Annotated in this window: 20 protein-coding genes; all 20 read right to left on the bottom strand. The window is 65.5% G+C overall.

The annotated features are described in order from the left end of the window. Positions 1 to 25: 25 nt before the first annotated feature. Positions 26 to 427: a hypothetical protein gene (locus AB6B38_RS00785; protein WP_371393737.1), complete on the bottom strand. Its 402-nt coding sequence runs from the start codon at positions 425 to 427 to the stop codon at positions 26 to 28. A gap of 47 nt (positions 428 to 474) precedes the next feature. Beyond that, entirely contained in the window at positions 475 to 1,059 is a 585-nt protein-coding gene (locus tag AB6B38_RS00780) for an NnrU family protein (RefSeq protein WP_371393736.1), read from the bottom strand. Positions 1,060 to 1,129: 70 nt separating this feature from the next. Further along, positions 1,130 to 1,690: a hypothetical protein gene (locus tag AB6B38_RS00775; protein ID WP_371393735.1), complete on the bottom strand. Its 561-nt coding sequence runs from the start codon at positions 1,688 to 1,690 to the stop codon at positions 1,130 to 1,132. After that, positions 1,687 to 2,016, bottom strand: coding sequence for a PadR family transcriptional regulator (locus AB6B38_RS00770; protein WP_371393734.1), 330 nt, complete (start codon positions 2,014 to 2,016; stop codon positions 1,687 to 1,689). Before AB6B38_RS00770 ends, AB6B38_RS00775 begins: the two co-directional genes overlap by 4 nt. Positions 2,017 to 2,151: 135 nt before the next feature. Beyond that, the gene (locus tag AB6B38_RS00765) at positions 2,152 to 3,837 is read right to left on the bottom strand and encodes an FAD-dependent oxidoreductase (RefSeq protein WP_371393733.1); all 1,686 of its coding nucleotides are present in this window, start codon (positions 3,835 to 3,837) and stop codon (positions 2,152 to 2,154) included. An 89-nt stretch (positions 3,838 to 3,926) separates the two neighbouring features. After that, a complete protein-coding gene (locus AB6B38_RS00760; protein ID WP_371393731.1) occupies positions 3,927 to 5,849 on the bottom strand; it encodes an AsmA family protein in 1,923 nt (640 codons plus the stop codon). 84 nt (positions 5,850 to 5,933) lie between these two features. Further along, positions 5,934 to 6,137 (bottom strand): SlyX family protein, encoded by a 204-nt coding sequence (locus AB6B38_RS00755; protein WP_371393729.1) that lies wholly within the window; start codon positions 6,135 to 6,137, stop codon positions 5,934 to 5,936. 62 nt (positions 6,138 to 6,199) lie between these two features. Further along, positions 6,200 to 6,943, bottom strand: a complete 744-nt coding sequence (gene gspN, locus AB6B38_RS00750; protein ID WP_371393727.1) for a type II secretion system protein N — start codon at positions 6,941 to 6,943, stop codon at positions 6,200 to 6,202. Next, positions 6,940 to 7,431, bottom strand: a complete 492-nt coding sequence (gspM, locus tag AB6B38_RS00745) for a type II secretion system protein GspM (RefSeq protein WP_371393726.1) — start codon at positions 7,429 to 7,431, stop codon at positions 6,940 to 6,942. Before gspM ends, gspN begins: the two co-directional genes overlap by 4 nt. Then, the gene (gene gspL / locus AB6B38_RS00740) at positions 7,428 to 8,648 is read right to left on the bottom strand and encodes a type II secretion system protein GspL (RefSeq protein ID WP_371393725.1); all 1,221 of its coding nucleotides are present in this window, start codon (positions 8,646 to 8,648) and stop codon (positions 7,428 to 7,430) included. Before gspL ends, gspM begins: the two co-directional genes overlap by 4 nt. Next, positions 8,645 to 9,631, bottom strand: coding sequence for a type II secretion system minor pseudopilin GspK (gene gspK, locus AB6B38_RS00735; RefSeq protein ID WP_371393724.1), 987 nt, complete (start codon positions 9,629 to 9,631; stop codon positions 8,645 to 8,647). The genes gspL and gspK overlap by 4 nt, the downstream gene beginning before the upstream one ends. Then, positions 9,628 to 10,266 carry a type II secretion system minor pseudopilin GspJ gene (gene gspJ / locus AB6B38_RS00730; RefSeq protein ID WP_371393723.1) on the bottom strand — a complete coding sequence of 213 codons (639 nt, stop codon included), beginning with the start codon at positions 10,264 to 10,266 and terminating at the stop codon, positions 9,628 to 9,630. Before gspJ ends, gspK begins: the two co-directional genes overlap by 4 nt. Beyond that, on the bottom strand, positions 10,263 to 10,631 hold the full coding sequence (gene gspI, locus AB6B38_RS00725; RefSeq protein ID WP_371393722.1) for a type II secretion system minor pseudopilin GspI: 369 nt from the start codon (positions 10,629 to 10,631) through the stop codon (positions 10,263 to 10,265). Before gspI ends, gspJ begins: the two co-directional genes overlap by 4 nt. Then, positions 10,621 to 11,127, bottom strand: coding sequence for a GspH/FimT family protein (locus AB6B38_RS00720; protein ID WP_371393721.1), 507 nt, complete (start codon positions 11,125 to 11,127; stop codon positions 10,621 to 10,623). The genes gspI and AB6B38_RS00720 overlap by 11 nt, the downstream gene beginning before the upstream one ends. After that, on the bottom strand, positions 11,124 to 11,570 hold the full coding sequence (gene gspG, locus AB6B38_RS00715) for a type II secretion system major pseudopilin GspG (protein WP_371393720.1): 447 nt from the start codon (positions 11,568 to 11,570) through the stop codon (positions 11,124 to 11,126). The genes AB6B38_RS00720 and gspG overlap by 4 nt, the downstream gene beginning before the upstream one ends. Positions 11,571 to 11,588: 18 nt before the next feature. Next, positions 11,589 to 12,821: a type II secretion system inner membrane protein GspF gene (gene gspF, locus AB6B38_RS00710; RefSeq protein WP_371393719.1), complete on the bottom strand. Its 1,233-nt coding sequence runs from the start codon at positions 12,819 to 12,821 to the stop codon at positions 11,589 to 11,591. Next, a complete protein-coding gene (gene gspE, locus AB6B38_RS00705; protein WP_371393718.1) occupies positions 12,808 to 14,283 on the bottom strand; it encodes a type II secretion system ATPase GspE in 1,476 nt (491 codons plus the stop codon). Before gspE ends, gspF begins: the two co-directional genes overlap by 14 nt. An 8-nt stretch (positions 14,284 to 14,291) precedes the next feature. After that, positions 14,292 to 16,220 carry a type II secretion system secretin GspD gene (gene gspD / locus AB6B38_RS00700; protein ID WP_371393717.1) on the bottom strand — a complete coding sequence of 643 codons (1,929 nt, stop codon included), beginning with the start codon at positions 16,218 to 16,220 and terminating at the stop codon, positions 14,292 to 14,294. Continuing rightward, complete coding sequence (locus AB6B38_RS00695) at positions 16,217 to 17,032, bottom strand: type II secretion system protein N (protein WP_371393716.1); 816 nt, start codon at positions 17,030 to 17,032, stop codon at positions 16,217 to 16,219. The genes gspD and AB6B38_RS00695 overlap by 4 nt, the downstream gene beginning before the upstream one ends. Positions 17,033 to 17,190: 158 nt before the next feature. Continuing rightward, complete coding sequence (locus tag AB6B38_RS00690; protein ID WP_371393715.1) at positions 17,191 to 19,773, bottom strand: TonB-dependent receptor domain-containing protein; 2,583 nt, start codon at positions 19,771 to 19,773, stop codon at positions 17,191 to 17,193. Between the last annotated feature and the right edge of the window lie 44 nt (positions 19,774 to 19,817).

Here is a 19,817-nt window from a genome sequence, read left to right as displayed (position 1 = left end):
AGCGCCCCCTGAGCCGCGCGTGCGCTCAGTCTTCCTGCTTGGGCGGGCGCAGGGCACTGACCACCCCAAACCCGGTCAGAACCAGGCCGATAAAGGCCGGAATTGCGGCGACGCCAGCCATCATGTTCATCATCGGGGGTACATCCGGTTCATCCGGGAGGGCCGTTCCCACGAGCGCACCAAGCGCTACCAGACCTGCCGCCACAGCGAGCAGGATCAGCCCGGCCTTGAGATCATTATTGCCAGACTTGCGCCGGGGCGCACCCAGCGCCTTGATGGCTTCGGCGTCCAGCGTCTTTCCCTGACGCAGGGCCTCGCGCACCGTCTCGTGCATGTTGAACCGGTTCACCACACCGGCAACGACAACGATCATCACGATGGCGACCGCCGCGAGAAAAAAGCCGACTGATGCGATGGCATCTTCCATGAATACTGTCTCCTGTCGGGCGCCCGCCTGCCGGTCACCCATGAAGACTAGATGCCGGATGCGTACGGATCGGATGCAAATTCGACAACGGCAACGCCGAACAATTGCATATGGAACCAGGCCAGCAGCCCGGCAGCCACAAGGCCGATAATGATCGCCACGATATCGGCAGACCATTTGCCTTCGCTGGCAAAGCTGCCGCCGCGCACATAGGCACCAATCAAGGTGAGCAGCGCCCACGCGGCAAAACTGCCAAACAGGATGAAGCTTGCGATCTCGCCATTGGCCACCAGATGCGCGCCAGCCCACAGCAGCACACCCAGCGTCATGGGGTGACGCACGGTCGAGCGGATATGGCCCGGCACATAGGCCGACACGATCAGGACAATGCTGAGCGGCACCAGCACCAGGGCCAGCGTGCGGGTCCATTCAGGCGGGGCCCACACAGCTGCAGACGGGTGAGCAAGAATGTGCCCGTACACGATGAGTGCAAGACCGATGGCGCTGACAAGCGAATAGACAATCGAGTACGCGCCCTGCCCCAGGACTGCGATCATCGGGCTGCGCAACCCGACAAGGCGGACAGAATGAACCCCCAGAAAGAGTGCCAGCCCCACAATCAGGAATTCCATCTACCCGCTCCCTGCGACGTGAATCATGCCCGCTCAACCTTAGGGCAAATGGCGCCCGCCGGTCACAGGATTATCGCTGGCCGCTGACAGGTAATGGCGCGGCTGAGGCTTTCAGGTAACGGCGCACTTCGCGCCACGCTGCGCGCGCCGACGCATAGCTGAGCAGCGCTGTCGCGCTCGCGGCCAGCAGCGCGCCCACAGGCAGCCATACGCCTGCCAGCTCCTGCGCACGCGTTGTCATGCCGGCATGTCCGAAATAGACCGCACCGGACGCGGGATTGACCCATATGCCAAAGGCCGGCACCAGCATGTCGATCACCGCCACCGTCACGAACATCACGGCCAGCAAAGCCATGAACATGCTGCCCAGAACATTGCCCGCGGCCGTCCAGATGTCGCGCTCGTCAGCCACCGCGTGCATGCCCTGACCGTCGAGGAACTGACGGGCATAGGCATCCGGCGGACCGAACGCCGCCAGCGTCACCGCAAGCCGCCCCGCCTGGGCGCTGGCTTCCAGATGAGTGCGCGCTTCCTGAACGATATCGGCACGCTCCGCATGGGGCAGCGCCCTGAGTGCGGCGTGCAGCGCGCCGGTATAGGCGGAAATCTCGTGCTCCAGCTTGGCCATCATGCCCTCACAATCAGATTGAGTTGCGCTTCGAATTCGCTCCAGAACGCGGCCATACCCTCGACGGCTTCCCGGCCCGTTTTGGTGAGTGAATAATATTTGCGCGGGGGCGCATTGTCATTGACTTCCCATCGTGCGCTCAGACGCCCGTCCGATTGCAGCCTGCGCAATAGCGGATAAACCGTGCCCTCCGACAGACCGACACTGTCCGCGCCGGTAAGGCGCGCCACCAGTTCAACGCCATAAAGTTCGCCATCACGCAGAGCGGACAATACGGCAAACTCCGCCGCGCCCTTGCGCATCTGGGACTTCCAGGAATCGAGATTCATCAGCCGTCCGAAAGTTTAAGCGCCCAACCCGGCTATCTAGCGGCGAGTGCGCCATAAAGGCAATCGCCCAGCCGCCCGGCCAGCGCCAGCAATCATTGCATACCGGACACGTCCCCGCATTTGACCGCAGCCGGGCTATCCGGGCTTTCCAAACCCGGCGAGCGCGGCGTGGATGGCGCTGACTACCACCGAGCCCTCACCGACCGCGCTGGCCACGCGTTTCACCGAGGCCGAGCGCACATCGCCCACCGCATAGACCCGCTCAAGGCTGGTCTCGTAGGCTGATGGCATCCGGTCGAGCGCCCAGCCACCGCGCACCAGCTCACGCGGCTCGATCTGGGAGCCTGTCTTCACAAAGCCTTTTGCGTCACGGGCCAGTCCGGCTGGCAGCCAGTCTGTAAAGGGCGCTGCGCCAATGAACAGAAACACGAAGCCCGCCTCGATCTCGGCCTCGCCTTTCGGGGTTCTGACTTTCAGCGCCCGCAGCCGCCGGTCATCGCCCTCGCCGACACCGGCAAGACCGGAGATTTCCGTCTGCGGATGCAGGGTTATATTGGGCTGCTCCTCAAGGCGGCGGACGAGATATTCGCTCATCGTGTCGCGGATATCGGCGCGCCGGTACATCACATGGACGTGGCGCGCGGTGCGGGCGAGGAAGACCGCGCCTTGGCCTGCCGAATTGCCCGCCCCGACAATCACCACATCCGCCCCGGCGCACAATTGTGCCTCCAGCGGCGAGGCTCCGTAATAGAGCCCCCCGCCCTCATAGCTCTCCGCGTCTTCCACCGGCAGGCGCTGATATTGCGCGCCGGAGGCGATCACCACCGCGCGCGCCTCCAGCTTGCGGCCATCGAGCGTGCTGAGGCAGTAGCAACCGCTCTCCAGCCGCTCCAGCTCACATGCCTTTACCGGCGCAGCAAGGCGTACGCCGAATTTCTGCGCCTGAATGGCGGCGCGGTCTGCCAGTTCCCGGCCCGACACGCCCATGGGAAAGCCGAGATAATTCTCGATCTTGGAGCTGGAGCCCGCCTGCCCTCCCGGCGCCTCGGCGTCCAATGTCACCACGGTTAGCCCTTCGGACGCCGCATACACCGCAGTTGCCAGCCCTGCAGGCCCGGCACCGACCACAATGACATCCGCCGCTGCGCCATCAGGCAGAAGGTCCGAGCCGAAATATTCAGCCAGCGCGCCGACCGTCGGCTGGGTCATCACCCGCGATGCGCTCAGTACCACGGCAGGCAGGTCATCACGGGCGAGCCCTTTGGCCTCCATGATCGGCCCGGCGAGCGGATTGCTGTCCGGGTCCAGCCAGGCATGCGGCAGGCCGTGGCGGGTAAGAAAATCACGCAAGGCAAAGACCGTCCGGTCAAGCGCGGAGCCGATCACGATCACCGAATAGCCTTCACGTGCCAGCGCAAAGGCCCGGCGCGCCGAGAGCGTACGCACGAACACATCGGACAGGGCGGAGTTTTCCACCAGCAGGCGCTGGAAGGCGGCGAAGGGAATGTGCAGCACCTCGCCCGCCTTGCCCATGATGGTGCGCGCCAGCGCCGCCTGCCCCGTCAGCACGCCGATATCGCCGGAGAACTGACCGCGCTCCATCCAGCCGAGCCGCACCGGGCCGTCCATGTCGTCGATGAAGATATGCGTCTCGCCCGACAGGGTGATGAGGCAATCGCCGCCCCGCTCGCCCTCAGCCACCAGCACCTCGCCTTCCTCGTGCCAGCGTGCCTCGCCATAGGGCATGAGGGCCGCCAGCTCGGCGTCGGAAAACGTGTAGTTCACATCAGCAGGCGGGCTGCTGGCGGTCGCGGTGCTCAAGCGGAATCTCCAGAGAAATGGTCAGAGCGCTTCAGCCTAGCGCAGCCCCAAACCCCCGCAAGCCTCAGATTTGTGACGGGCGGCGCCCCTCACTCACCCTCCGGCGCATCCGCCTGATCCAGCAGGCGCTCGCACACCCCGCCATCGACAGTATCGAGCTGGACCGTGCCCAAAAGCCCTGCAAGCGGGGTTAGAAACACGCCTAGCGCGACCGCAGCCGCGCCGCGGACAAAGGTTTCCTCTGCTGGGGAAATCTGCGGATCACGGAACCTGCCGGTGATATTGATCGGCCCACCCAGCGAGCCGATATTCGGGCTGGTATCGCGGGCCTGCACCTGCAGGTCAAAACGCTCGCGGCGGAAGTCGAACGCGCCCTCGCCATGGATCTGGCTGTCTGGCGTGACGATCAACAGCGTTTCGGCCCGGCCTGTGCCATCTGTCACCGCGATGTCGGCCACCCCGCACGAGGTGGCGACCGTTTCATCATTGGCAAAGATGTAGTTGAGCAGATCGAGCCCGATCAGTTCCAGCGTCCGCCGCGAGATGCCACCTTCATCGACCAGCGCGCGGATGCGGCCGTTCGAGCTGGCCATGGCGCGGCGAATGCTGTCACCCGTCCCGACGAGGCTGATCTCGCCCGAAAACGTACCCGCGATACGCTCATTGGGGATGAAGTCTTCCAGGCGGATGCCCGAGAACGTGCCATCAGCCGAGGTGATGGTGTCCTCACCGCGCGCGTTGATTTCCACCCGCGATTCCAGCCGCCCGCCCCGGAAACCGAACTCCAGCGGCTCAAAGAGCAGCACACGGTCATCCAGCGTGATGGTGGTGGAAACTTCCGTGAGGGCCCGACCGGCGCCGGTCACCTCGCGCCCCTCGAAGACCAGCCGCCCGTCCACGCCTGAAATCCGCTCCACATCCAGCGGGGCGCGCGGGAAGATGCGGCCCTCTTCGCGCAGGGCTCGCGCCTGCGCGCGCGCCAGCTGGCTCTCGCTCATATCGTCCGGGTCGATGGCCGGTGCGCCGATCAGCATGCCGATATCGTTGAAATCGAGTGCATCCGAAGTCAGTTCGGCATCCACAAAGGGCCGCTCCCGGCCGGTATCGTAATCAAGCTGGCCAGAGAGATCGCTATCGCCCACTACGCCCTCGATATTGCGCGCCTGCCAGACATCGTCCACGCGCGCCAGATCAAGCGTCAGATCGTAGGGCGGCGTATCGGGAACCGGAATACCGGTGAAATCATACACTTCGCGCAGATTTTCACCCTGCAGCGCCAGCGCGCCTGCGATCTCGCGGAAACTGCCACGCGGGCCCAGCTGCCCGTCAAACACGAAACGCGTCTCGCCGCCCTCGATGTCGAGGCGGAACGCAAAGCTTTGATCAGGATCGCGCAGGCGCATCACGCCGTCGCCTTCGCCGGTGAAGGTCAAGGGGCGTCCGCGCATTTCACCCTCCCCGGAGATGGCGGTGCGGTCTGCGCCGCCTTCATCCTCGGCAACTACCGTGTCCAGATCAGCGGTGAAGGACACCTCGCGCGCCGCGTTGCGGTAAATCACCTGGCTGTCGACCAGATGCAGCCCGCCAACGATCGGCACCCGGCCCTGCCCGTCCTCGCGGCCAAGACCCCAGTTATTGCGGCCCTCATCGTCCACGCTGAGGCGCAGCTCCATGCCTCTGATCCACGCTTCACGCAAATTCACCCGCCCGCGCAGGAGGTCGAGCAGGGCGACGTCCGCTACCGCGCGCTCCAGCGTGATGAAGTGCTCATCGCCGGTCCAGTCCTCATCGGAAATGGTGACGCCTTCAAAGCGGACACGCGGCACGAAATTCCACCGCCACCGCACCGCCAGCGGCTCCGCTATCGTCACCTGCCGGTCGAGCGCTTCGGACACCCGCCTCTCAACCGGACCGCGCAGCCAATCCCACCCCGCCAGCTGGATCACAAGAACCAGGGCGAGGCACGCCGCGAAGACAAGGGCCACAAGGCCGGCAAGGATGCGCACGAACATGACGGAACCGAACAGCGGACACGTATGAACTAAGCGCGCAAGACGGCGCGCGGTTCCGCTGCGGCGTCAGCCCGTGCAGGACGTTCAGTAATGCGGCGGCTTTTCAGGCGCGGCGGCCGGCAGGCCGGCCTCCAGCTCCGCAATGCGGTCATCAGAGCGGTGGAGCTGGGCTTTGAGCCGCTCGATATCTTTCTGTTGCAGGGCCAGAGCCTCAGAGAGTTCATCGATCATGCGCTGCTGCTGGGCGATATGGATTTCCAGCGCTTCGAGGCGGGTGTTGTCGGTCATGGGGGCAGCTCGCTTGTCTTCGCACAGGCTGGATTGTGGATTGACGGGCCGTTGGCAGCAGGTCAGCGCACATCCCAGCCAGTCTGGCCTTCGCTGCGCAAGACGTCACCGCTGCCATCAAATCCGATGGAGCGCAAGACCATTGCTATCGTGCCGGTCCGGGGTGTCGCGGCCAGCGACCAGCTCGCCGTCTCCGGTCCGAACCGGACATGGCCGTCAATGCGGACATCCGCCGTTTCGCCCGCAAACCGTATGGCGGGCAGGCTACCCGCACACTCCAGCTGACCATTCAGAACCGGCAGGCTGGCAGCGCCGCCGGTATCTAGGGCCATGAGCCCGCCAAAGCGGATCGCGCCGGACGCGGTTTCACAGCCACGCGCACCAAACCGGGCCTGGACGTCGGAGAACATCAAGGGTTCACCAAGCGCCGCCCGGCCAGGCCCGGTTAGGGGGACAAGGTCAGCAGGCAGAATGCGCCCGGATACGCCGTGCAGCTCCACGCTGCCATTGCCCAGTATAACGCGTCCCTCGCCCCGCGCGCGCGGATCTGAAATCTCCACCTGCAGGGCGGGGCGGCCCTGCAACAATGAAAAGGCGTCCAGTGCGCCGTCCACATGTGCCAGACGCACGGAGCGAACCTGCACCGCGTGCCATTGCCCGCTCCAGATCGTGCCGGTTATCTGTGCCGCCTGAACGCCGCGAGGCTGGAGAAACAGCGCGTGAAAAACGCTGGCAGGCATCAGGGCGACGGCCGCTGCAGAAAATGCGGTGAGACCGGCGATGACCAGCACGATAGCGCGTCTCATGCTCCGCTCCTCGCCAGGAGCAGCTGGGCGCGCACTTGCGCGCCCTGACCGGCCTGCTCAATGCCAGCGCGCACGACAATCACGCCATGATCGCGTGACAGGGTTTCCAGCCAGCCCATCAGGCGCGGGCCATCCACACCGTCAATCCAGACATTCAACCGGCCGGCGTCGTCGGGCAGCACACGCGACAGCACTATCCCGGCACGGCTGGCAGAACCGGCCACCACGCTGCGCACCGGTTCACGTTCCAAAGCCGTGTCTTCGCCGGAAGCTGTCAGTGCGGCGAGGCGGGCGGCGCCAGCGCCAATCTGCCGGTAGTCATCAGCCGCGGCGGTATAGGCAGCGCGGGCGCTGTCACGCCAGTTCAGAACCGGCTGAAACGCGGCAAGCCAGACAAGACAGGCCGTCACCAGCGCCGCGGCAATAATGAGGAGGCCCTGCTCGCGCACGCTCAGGCGTTGCCAGCGCGATTGAAGTGCTTCGTTCATTCGCGCCACCTCACGACAAACTCACCACTGACCCCGTCCGCGCTCTGACGCGCTCCGGCATCGGCAATGTCCAGACCTGCCGTCTCACCGGCACCGCGCAGTGCCTCGAAATCGTCGAAGCTGCCATACCGGGCGGACACCGAGAGGGCTGCCTGCCCGGCCTCAAACCGTACGGCCACGATCTGGATGCCGGGCAGGTCTTGCGTTGCTTCGGCCAGTGCGCCCGCCAGAGGCAGGAAGCCAGCGCCGCCAGCATCCATGGCCTCCAGCTCACGCAGGCGCCGGGCCAGCTGGGCGCGCGGATTGACGATGCGGCGGGTGTCAGGGAAGGCCCCGGCAAACAGCTCCATTGAAGCCGTCTGATAGAGTTCAGCCTGCCGCGACAGCCAGGCGGCCTCGGTGGTCACACCGGCCAGCGCCAGCGCGCCCGCAGCAACGGCCAGCACAGCCACACGCCGCCAGGGTTTCAGCAGGGAAGACCAGTCCAGCGAGGCGGCAAGGCGCGCGCCAAAGAGGGCCGGCATGAGCTGCAATTGCGCCATATCGAGACTGGCCGCCGCCTGTACGATATCCAGCGGTCCGGAACGATGGAGGGAGGTTTGCCCCAGCTCAAGACGTTCAGCGCTCTCCCCGCCCGCCAGCGTGATGCGCGCAGGCTGATGGCTGGCGATCAGCGCCGGGACCACCATGTCTGCCAGCGCTTCGGGGATGCTGCCCGCTGCGTCTTCAGCGCCCGCCCGATAGCGCCAGAGCAGGCTGGCTCCATGCACCGCGAGCGCAAGTTCGCCCACCGCCGGATCAAGCAGCAAGGCTTCGCTGATCGCAAAGACCGGGCGGATGGCCAGCGCCTCCAGAGCGTTCTGCCAGCGCTCGGCGAGACTTGTATCGAGCGCGGCGACCCAGCGTGCGCCCGTGTCATCCGCCGCGCCGCAGGTGATGCGCTGTGTGTCCAGCGGGCTGGCGAGATATTCCTCAAGCGCGAAGGGCGCGGCCTGCCGGGCGGCATTGTCACTGCGCGCAGGCATCACAAGGCGGCGCACATGGACATGGCCCGCCGGAATGATCGCGACTGTGGCTGAGACGGTCACACCTGCGGGCAAGCTGAACGTCTCCAGCCCCTCGCCGGAGGCCAGCACATCGCCAAAGGCGCTGCATAGCGCCCAGCGGATCGCGCCGTCTGCCTCGGCGGGCAGGCTTATGATGAGGCGCGCGCTCACAGAACCGCTCCCTGCACGGGCGTCAGGCGCGAAAACCGCCCGGCCCGGTCCATGCGCACGGTCTGGATGCGCGACAGGCGCGCTTCGCCCAGCCGCACCTCCACCTGCAACTCAAACCATTCCGAGCGCAGCGCCACCGCGCTTGCCGGGCGTTCCTCCGCGCTCAACGGCGCGAAGGCGGGGTCTGCCCAGAACGCGTCAAGGCTTTCAAATCCGGTTGTCGGCCTGCGGAACAGGGCCTGCTCGGCAGCCTGAATACTCACTGTGCCTTCGGTGATCGCGGTGATGAGCACAGCCTCCTCCCGGCGCAGCGTATTGACGTTCAGCGTCGGCTGAGTGGACGTCGGCAGGGCGCACAGATACGGGGCAATCCGCATGTAGAGCGCGCGGTTCATCATCGGCAGCAGGCGCAGCTCGGCCAGTTCGGCAAAGGGCTGATTGGCGGCGCGCAACGGCTCGGATCGCGCCAGATAGGTGTCGTCCTCGGCGCCGCCGGGGCGGGGCGTGCGGTCAACATCAATCCAGTCAGCGGCCTGCGCGATCAGGCTTTCGATATCGCCGGGCGGCACGCCCAGCGCCGCTAGAAGCGCGCGCATGCGGGCGGCCGCCAGCCGGTCCGCCTCACCATCGCCGCCTTGTGTGTGCAGCGCATTGATATTCAGGCAGTTATTGCGGTCGCGCACGCGGGCGGCCATCTCGCCATTATCGAGCGGGAAGAGGCGGGTTTCCCCGTCCCACGGCCCTGCCGGGGTGAAACGCTGGTCTGCATCACCGGCAAAACGCGCGATCAACAGCTCGCCATAACTCACCGCTCCGTCGAGATAGGCCGCGGCCTGCAGACGGTCTTCAATCGCGCCCGTGCGCTGCAGATGGCCGCGCATCATCTCCACCAGCGACACGCTGACCGCCGCCATGAAGGCGACCACCATCAGCGCCGTGATAAGCGCCGCACCGCGTTCATTCTCCTCGCGCCGTGCGGTCATGAGGCGGCTCCTGCGGCGACGGTCAGCGCGATATGTTCGATCTCGCGGCCGAGCGCGTCGATATAGATCAGCCGGAGGGCGTCGGGCATCGGCGCTTCGCCGGAAGGTCCTGGGCGCACGGGCGCGTCCAGCCAGTTGCGGCCATAGCGGAAGCTGACGGAAACGTCCTCAAGCCCCTCGGCCAGTACCATGGTCTGCGGACGCGAGGCGGGGGGCATATCGGCAGACAGCCATATCTCGCGCAGCAGCGCGCCGTCCTCAATGCGCCAGATGACGCGCACCAGGCTGGAGCGGTCTGCCGCCTCGCCCGGATTGGCCCTGCCGCGCCGGGTGAAGGCCGCCAGATGACCCTGGTCGCCATCAAACGCGAAAACGCTGCCGGACGGGCCGGAGAGCGCCGCGCCGCTATAGCCGCCCTCTTCCGTGCGGTGCGGGCGCATCAGCATGTGGGCCGCCTCATCGCGCCACAGCGCGCGGACCTGCTGCAGCTCCGACAGGCGTTCAATCGCTGCTTCCTGCCGCTCGCGAGCATCGATTGTGGTAACGAGAAGTCCTGTCGACATCGTACCGATCAGCGCGAATACGCTTAAGGCCACCATGACCTCGACAAGCGTGAAACCGGCGTCGCGTGTCATCGCTCTGCCCGCTCGAAATGGGTCAGCGTGAAGCCCGGCGCGCGGGTGAAACGGCCTGCGGGCGAGACCTCGAAGTTGACCGCAACCAGCCCGGCTTCGGGCGTCGGGGCAATCTCGATGCGCCATTCATAATCGCGCCCGGCAAACGCGTACTGGCCGGAGGCATCGCGCGGCGGCCCGGCCCGCTCCAGCCGCCAGCCGGCCATCACATTCTCTGCTGCCAAAGCTGACAGTGCGCGGTCCTCGGCAAGCGTCGCCGCGCGCGCCGACTGGGTGAGAGCCTGCACCAAAGCGAGCCCGGCTATCGCCAGCACGACCAGGGCAGCGAGCATTTCCACAAGCGAAAAACCTGCATCAGCGCGCATCGCTCACCTCCACCGGGCGCAAGGCAGAGACGGTCAGGCGATAATCCCGGCCTGCGCCTCTGAGTTCGAGTACTACGGGCGGCTCGCTGCCCAGCGGATCGAACCAGAAATCGGGAACCGGCAAGGCATCGCCTGTCGCAGCATTAGCGCTCTGCCCGCCTGCCAGGGTAAGCCGGACGCCCTCTGCGAGCCGTACCGGGCCAAGCGTGCGGTCACCGTGGCGCACCCGCCAGCCCTCGCGATGCAGGTCCATGAAGGCATAGCCCCCGCCATCGGCGTCCACCGACACACCGATCAGGCTACCCGTCGCCAGCACGTGCCGGCGCGCCATTTCAAGGCGCAGGGCGAGCTGCCCCGCCTCCGTTTCAGCGGCGCTGCGCGGCGGCGTGATCTGCGTCACCGCCACCACCGAGACAAGCGCGATCACCGCGATGACCACCATCACCTCGACAAGCGAAAATCCGCTTTCATGGCGCTGCCGGCGGGCTGTGCTCATCGCGACGTCCAGTTGCCGATATCGGCGTTATTGCCTTCCCCGCCGGGCCGGGCATCGGCGCCCAGCGACCAGACATCAAACCGGCCATGTTCGCCGGGCGACATGTACTGGTACTGCCCGCCCCACGGGTCTTCAGGCAGGCGGTTGATATAGCCGCCTTCGGGAAAGCGCGCGGCAAGGCGCGGATCGGCGGGCGCGGTCACCAGCACCTCCAGACCTTCATCGGTTGTGGGATAACGGCCCATGTCGAGGCGGAACATCTCGATCGCCTGCTCGATGCGGCCAATATCTGCACGCGCCTTCTCCATGCGGGCGCGGTCCTGGCTCGGCAGCACGTTCAGCACCACCACCGTCGCCAGCAGGCCGATAATCACGACCACAACCATGATCTCGACCAGCGTGAAGCCGGCTTCGGTATCTTTTGAGCGTGTCGGCAAGCGCATGTCGGACCTCCTTCAGGATCAGTTGAGCGCCAGCGTGTTGAGCTGGAGGATGGGCAGGAGAATGGAGAGCACGATCAGTGCGACGATCGCGCCCATGACGATGATGATGGCAGGCTCAAGCAGGCTGAGCGCGGTGGAGCTCGCCGCTTCCAGCTCGCCTTCCAGCTGGTCGGCGGCGCGCGGCAACATGGTTTCCAGGGCGGCGGAACGCTCTCCGGCAGCGATCATGTGCAGGGTCAGGGCGGGCAGAAAGCGCGCGCTTTCCAGCGAAGACGAGAGCGTGCGGCCGGTCTCCACCTCTGCCGTGACCGCATCCAGCGCCGCGCCGATATGGGTGTTGGTAGTGGCCTTGCGGGCCGCCCGAAGAGCATCGGGCAGCACTGTTCCCGCCGCCAGAAGCACGCTCAAGGTCCGGGCGAAGCGTGCTGCCTCCAGCTTGCGCAGAAACCCGCCCAGAAGCGGCAAGGAGAGGCTTGCCCGGTCCAGCCGGGCGCGAATGGCCGGACGGCGGAGAAGCAGCCTGACGGCCACTACAGCGAGCGCCAGCGCGATGAGCAGGAACAGCCATCCGGCCTGCAGGAATTCCGACAGGGCGATCACGGCGCGCGTGAGAGCTGGAAGCGTGGTGCTCATCGTGTCGAACTGGGCGGCAAGGCGCGGCACGATGGCGACCATCAGCACACAGATCACCGCGCATGCCGTAACCGCGAGCGCACACGGATAGATGAGGGCCGTCATCACCTTGCGCGACAGGGCGGCAGACTTTTCCAGATGCGTGACCAGCCGGTCGAGCACCTGCCCAAGCGCGCCGGAACTTTCGCCAGCGGCCACCATGGCGCGGTAGACGGGCGGGAAGCTCGCCGGAAAGCCTGCCATCGCCGCCGACAGGCGCTCCCCCTCCAGCACGCGCTCGCGCAGGGCAATCAATATGCGGCGCGAGGCCAGATGCCCGGTCTGGGCGGATACCACCTGCAAGGCTTCTGCCAGCGGCAGGCCCGCCTCCACCAGCGTGGCGAGCTGGCGCGTCATCAACAGGCGCGCAGACGCGGGCATGGACGGCGCGCGCCTGAACGCTGAGAGGCTGAAAGCTTTCTCGCCTGCACGGCGTGCCTCATCAGCGCGGTCGACGCTCAGCGGGGCGAGCTGGCGTCGGCGCAACTCGGCACGGGCAGCCACCCCGGAAGCTGCGGAAATCACGCCGCGCGTCTTGCGCCCGCTTGCGTCCAGCGCGCTGTATTCAAAGGCGGGCATCGCGTTCGCCCTCCTCACGGCAGACCCGCAGCACTTCAGCCAGTGTCGTTGCGCCGGCGCGCGCCAGCTCCAGCCCTGCCTCGAACAGGCCGCCCCCGCGCGCAAAGGCATGGCGGGCGAGCTCTGCCTCGCGGGCATTATCGTGGATCAGGCTGCGCAGGCCCTCATCGGCCATGATGATCTCATAGACGCCCTGCCGCCCGGCATAGCCGGTATGGTGGCAGGCTTCGCACCCGCGCGGCGCATAAAGCGTCAACGGACCGGAGACGCCTGCCAGCGCCTTTTCGCGCTCGCTGGCCTCATAGGGCTCATGGCAGTGCGGGCAGAGGCGGCGCACAAGACGCTGGGCCAGCACCGCGCTTAGCGTGCTGGCGAGCAGATAGCTTTCAATGCCCATATCGCGCAGGCGCGCAATCGCGGCAGCCGCCGAATTGGTGTGGACGGTGGAGAGGACGAGGTGGCCTGTCAGGCTCGCCTGCACGGCGATGCGGGCCGTCTCGCCATCGCGTATCTCGCCGACCATGACCACGTCCGGGTCCTGGCGCAATATGGCGCGCAATCCGGCAGCAAACGTCATCCCGACGCGGGTGTTCACCTGCGTCTGGCCGATGCCGTCCACGGCATATTCCACCGGATCCTCGATGGTTAGGATGTTGCGCGTCTGGTCGTTAAGGGCGGTCAGGCCGGCATAGAGCGTGGTCGTCTTGCCCGACCCAGTCGGGCCGGTGACGAGGATAATGCCATTGGGCTGATCCAGCGCGCGGCGATAACCGGCAGCGACGCCCGCCGGCATGCCAAGCGCATCAATCGCCATCAGGGCGCTATTCTTCTCCAGAAGGCGCATCACCACCCGTTCGCCATGGCGCGATGGCAGGGTGGAGACGCGCACATCAACGCCCCGCCCGGCAAGGCTGAGTGTCACCCGCCCATCCTGCGGCACGCGCCGCTCGGCAATGTCGAGGCGGGCCATCACCTTCAGGCGGGAGACGAGCGTCGGCGCCAGATGCGGCGGCAGGCTGACACGTTCTTCCAGCACGCCATCAAGGCGGAAACGGACCGATACCCGGTCCTCGAACGGCTCGACATGGATGTCGGACGCCCCTGCCCTAATGGCATCGGCCACAAGACCGTTGATGAGGCGGATCACCGGCGCTTCGGAATCCGACGCCAGCAGGTCTTCAGCCTGCGGCATGTCCTCGATCAGCCGGGAGAGGCTATCGCCCTGCCCGGCTTCCTCGCGCGAGGCGCTAACCGCGTTGGCGGCGTAGATTTCAGACAGGGCCCGGTCAAAGGCAGAGTCGGTGAGGGTATGCACGGGCGCGATGATCCCCGCCGCCCTGACCGCTTCACCAAGGGCGAGCACATTGGCGCCCTGACGCATCAGGAATCCCGGCGTCTCGCCGGGCTGGAAGGCGATGCCGTTCTCGCGGGCAAAGGCGTATGTGAGAAGGCCCGGTGCCATGCCTGCCCCTATTGACCGTCCGCCGGAGCAGACGGCGCGTCCATCATCATCCGCACCACGTCCTCAAGGCTCGACCCGCGCCCGTTCGTGGCCCGGCGCTGTTCTTCGGACGCGCTCGCGTAGGCTTCCAGCGCCAGCGCGCGCATGTCGGCGGCGCTGCGGACAATGGTGGGGCGAATGAAGACGACCAGATTGGTCCGCCGGTCCGAGCGGCCCTCATTGCGAAAAGCGCGTCCCAGAACCGGTATCCGGCGCAGGCCCGGTACGCCGCTATCGGCGACCTGTTCATCGCGCTCGATCAGTCCGCCCAGCACGATGATCTCGCCATTATCGGCCAGCACCGTGGTCTCGATCGCGCGGTTATTGGTGACCAGCTCGGCAAAGGTCTGGCTGACGGGCCCGGCAACGGATGACACTTCCTGACGCAGATGCAGCCGGATGGTGTCGCCATCGGAAATCTGCGGCTGGACGCGCAGCTGTACGCCCACATCCTGCCGCTCGATGGTGCGGAACGGGTTGGAATTGTTCGACCCCAGCACCTCGCCGGTCGTGATCGGGATCTGCTGGCCGACGATGATGGAGGCTTCTTCATTGTCGAGCGTGAGGATCGAAGGCTTGGAGAGGATATTCGAGCTGGTATCGGCCTCCAGCGCATTCAGGATCGCGCCAAAGATCGCCCCGTTCGAGTTCTGCCCACCCACCCCGATCAGCGCGCCACTGGAGCGCAGCAGCGACTGGATCGCCGTCTCGCGCAAGCTGTCAGATGCGTCATCATCGCCGCGTGCAGTGAGCCCGCCCGCGACCGCGAGAATGTCGGGCGAAGCGCCATAGCGTGTCGTCAGGAAGGGCGTGGAGCTGCCCGCATTGCCGGACAGAAGAAGTTGCAGGCCGAGATCGCGCGCGGTCTGGTCTGAAATCTCCACGATGATGGCTTCGACCAGCACTTGCGGGCGGCGTACATCAAGCTGACGGATCACCAGTTCCAGCTCGCGCAGCTGATCAGGATCGGCATTGACCACAATCGTGTTGGTGGGCGCGTGATGGGCGATGGAGGCGCGGCGCGCCGCCCCGCCCTCACTGTCGGCCGGCGTCAGGCTGACCGAAACCTGTTCCAGGATTGGCAGGAGGGCCGCGCCATCAGCGTGGTTCAGGGCGATCACGCGGAAGCTCTGATTGGAGCGGCTGACCGCATCTACACGGCGGATGAGCGCAATAATGTCCTGGACAGCGTTCATCTCGCCGCGGATCAGCAGCGTGTTGGACGCCGGCACAGGCGCGATATTGAGCGCGAAGCGGCGATTATCCTCGCCCTGGAAGGCAGGCTGGCGCAGGCGCTCGATAATGCGGGCCATCTCGTCCGCCGAGACGTTTTCCAGCGACACCATTTCCACGACCGTGCTGTCGCGGTCGAGTGCGCGCAGGGCCTGCTCGATGGCGGCCACATTGGACGCATAGTCGACGATCACGACAGAATTGCCGCTTTCCAACGCGGTCAGCGTACCTACCGCGCTCGACATGGCCCCCAGCGTGCGCACCGCTTCGCGCGCACTGGCCGATTGCAGGCGCACGACGGATGAATTGAACAGGCCGTCATCGCCCCCGAGAGGCGCGCCGGAACGCGCGCCTTCGCGCTCTGCGCGGATCTGGTAAACACCGGGTGCTGTCGGCACAGCGCTGAAACCATGCACGCGCAAGGTGGCGAGGAAAACCTGAAACGCCTCGTCGCGCGTAACCGGCCCTTGCGAGGTAATGGTGACAACGCCGCGTATCTGCGGATCGACCACGAATGTATAGCCGGTCAGCGCGGCCATATCCTCGATGAAGGCTGTCATGTCCGCATTGCGGAAATTGAGCGTGGTGCGTTCCTCGCTCTGCGCGGCGCTAACCCCGGCAAGCAGGACAAATCCCGCGATGAAGGCGGCAATACGGTACATCATGGCATGGGCCTTGTCTGAAGTGAGAGCCGCTCGCCATTACGTTCGAGCGACAGGCTTGCGGGCAGCGCCCCGCCGGCAAGCTGCTGGCCGAGGGCAGAAATGCGGGCGGCCGTGACCGGCTCGCCATCAATGGTCGCGATGGTGTCACCGGCCTGCAGACCGAGCGCGGCAAGGGCGGGCGGCGCGCTTTCAATCCTCAGCCCCTCACCGCCTGACGTGAGCGGCTGCGGTGTCAGCGACACGCCTGCGAGCGTCACCGCCTGCAACGGCTCTGCGGGTTCGTTACGGCGCGCACGCGCGCGCTCGGTGAGGAACAACACCTCGCGGGTGCCCTGCCTGCGCAGTACGACCCGGTCGTCATGCACCGCTTCCAGGGTGACGCCGTCCTGAAGTTCGCTTCCAACGGCATAGCTGCGCTGGCCGCCAGCCCCGGCCTCGATGATGGCGCTGCCGGTCTCCGGGCGAGTACCGGTGCGCACCCCGAACAGGGCATAGCCGAGGCGGGACTCGGGGAGCATCTCGACCTGACCTGCAGCTGGCTGCAGGCGTGGCCTGAAAAGCTGCGCCGCCGATCCGCGTGCTTCTGGGCGCATCACGCCGGAAGCCGTCTCGCCCGGCGTGGAAGCCGAAGCCGGAATATTGGTCTGGTAACTGCCAAACAGGATTGTCCACATCAGCGCAGCCGCAGCAGCGCCGGTGAGCGCGGCACCGGCAAGCTCCGCCACCAATACCAGCGCCGGAAGCCCGGACACCGATCCGTTTGGCCCTGAAGAATGTCTGGCGCCCTCCCCCACAAGGCTGCGCCCGGTCATGCTCATTGGATCACGCTGCCCACCCGCTGTCAGATCGTCCGTGTAGCGCACTTTCGTGACAGTCTTGCAAAGCCATATACTGGCAATGGCGGCTAGCAGGACGAAAAGCGCCCGGAGCAGGGGACTCCGGGCGCTTCACAATGCCTGTCAGCTTTGGCCTAGAAGCTGGTTGACAGGCTCAGGGAGAAGGTGCGGCCGCGATCATAGGTATTGAACTCGGTCTCACCGATCGTCTCGTTACGCTGGTATTCACGGTGCTGCTCATCGAGCAGGTTGCGGCCCGAGAAGCCCAGCGAGAACTCCCGGCCCAGCGCCTCGAACCGGCGGCGGTACTGGAAGTCCAGCTGGACGCCCGGCTCTTCGATAACGTCTGGCAGAACGCCCGACGGCGAGTTGAAGCCGCGCTGCAGGATCCGCTCGTCCACCCAGTTCGCCAGGATGGTGAACTGGTCACGGTCACCTTCCCACCCGAACTGCACATTGACGATATTTTCCGGCGTGCCCTGAAGGTTCGAACCATCAAGATTGAAGAAGGAGGCATCGCGCAAAGTGTTGCTGATCGGGTCGAGCACCTGCGTACCGGCCGGAGCGATGATCTCCGACTGGGTGTAGGTGTAGTTGACAGCAAAGCGCCAGTCGCGCTCGCGGAACCAGCCGATATCCAGCGGGAACTGGAAGTACTGACGGTATTCCAGCTCTACGCCCTGTAGCTCGGCTTTGGGCGAGTTCAGGAAGGTCGTCTCGGACACGAAGGAAGCGGTCTCGAACTGGACCTCCTCGATCGGGTTGGTGATTTCCTTGTAGAACACCGCCGCGGTGATGAACTGGTCGCGGCCGAGATAGTATTCCAGACGCGCGTCATAATTGGTCAGCTCGGAATCAACGAGACCGTCAAAGCCGCGGAAGCTGCGCTGGCTTTCAGGGTCGAAGAAGCCCGAATTGGCAAATTCGCGGAACTGCGGACGGGCAATCGTCTGCGAATAGCCAAGGCGCAGCTGCAGGTCATTGGCGAAGTTCCAGGTCACAGTCGCCGCCGGCAGGACATAATCATTGTCCAGCGTGGCCCCGCGTCCCAGCTGGCCGAACCGGCTGAACGTCTGGACGGTCTGCACCGCATCTTCATAACGCACACCCACGGTCGCGCGGATGAAGCTCGTTATGTCGAAATCGGCCTGCGCGAATACCGAGTCCACATCCAGCTCACCGGTATAGTTGGACTGGGTGTTCTGCACCTCGGTCAGCTGGAAACGCGACGGACCGATATTGTCCGGCGAGAACAGGAAGTCCGGCCGGGCGATCTGCGTGTCAGCCGGAAGCGAGTTGCCGCCCGCCATGCGGAAGAAAAGCGTGTTGTATTCCCGCTCGGTGCGCGTCGTGTCACCGCCCACCGTCAGGACCAGCTCGCGCGAGCCGGGCAGGTTGAAGGTGTAGAGCAGCTCGCCGCCGAAATTGGTCAGATCATCGGTGAGGTCGGTGAACTGGATTTCGTAGCGGGCCGCCGAGGTAAACGCGATATCACCATTGGCCTGCTCCAGACGGGTCAGCTCCTGCAGGAACGGCGTCTCGCGGGTTGCCCGTGCAACGGAACCGCGCCAGCGCGCTTCCAGATTGCCAAAGCTGTGATCACCGGTGAGCTGGAACATGGTCAGCTCGCGCTCGAACCAGCCGGTGCTCTCCCGGTAGATCGGGCGGCCGCCTTGCGCGTTGAAGTCTTCACCGCGCGTAAGCTGCGTGTCCTTGCGCGAGGAGTGCACATAGAACAGCGTCGCGCCCAGTGCATGATCGCCGCGCTCGGCAGAGAGCGATACCAGCGTGTTCGTGTTGGCCTCATAGGAGGTCAGGTTCGACGTCAGATTGGTACCGAGAACATCGCCCCGCACCCGCTGACGCTGGGCATTTTCAATGCTCCAGCCGGCATCAAAACCGGCCGCGCCTACCAGGCCCATATCGAAGCCGCCCAGCGTGAACGCATAGCCGCCATTAGCCGACACCGAATAATCCGGGTGCAGGTCCATGGACTGGAGGACCAGCAGGTTCGGAATCACCACGCTTTCGCTGACCGCTTCAAGCTCTGCCGGGCTAAGGCTACCCAGCGTCTGGTTGTTGCGCAGCACCTCGGCCAGCGGGCCTGGAATGTCACGGACCCGGTCGGAGAAACCGCGCCAATCGGCGTTGGAGCCGCGATGAGTAAGGCCGTTTTCACCCGTGGTTACGGTGTTATAGCCAATGCTGCCGGAGACGTTGAAGAAGGGTTCAACCGGACGGCGCAGCGTGCGCAGGGTGATAAGGCCACCGCCGAACTCGCCGCTATAATTGGCCGAATAGGTTTTCTGGACGTCAACGCCGTCAAGCACTTCGGACGGGAAGAGGTCGAGCGGAACGATCCGGCGAAGCGGTTCCGGGCTCGGCAGGGGAGAGCCGTTCAGAAGCGCTGCTGCATAACGGTCGCCTAGACCGCGCACATAGGCAAACCGGCCACCGACAATGCTCAGACCGCTCAGGCGGGTCAGAGCGATGGCGGCGTTGGAATCGCCTGCGCGTGCAAGATCTTCGGCAGACACAAAGCTCGCCACCTGCGCGGTACGGCGCTGGGGCTCAGGGATGAACTGGCCGCGCACCGAGATGGTCTCGACGGGTTCGGAGGCGCTTGCTGCCTCCTCGGCCTGGCGGGCAAGGGCTGACGGGGCCAGGAGGGCCGAGCTCGTCAGCAATGCCGCGCTGAACAGGTAAAGCGGTTTCATGGGTTCGCAACCTTCATTGTATGGGATGGAGAGCAGGCAGGGAC

The sequence above is a fragment of the Glycocaulis abyssi genome, from assembly GCF_041429775.1.
Lineage (GTDB): Bacteria > Pseudomonadota > Alphaproteobacteria > Caulobacterales > Maricaulaceae > Glycocaulis > Glycocaulis abyssi.
Note: the sequence above shows the minus strand (reverse complement) of the source record. Positions and strands in the feature narration are given on the sequence as shown.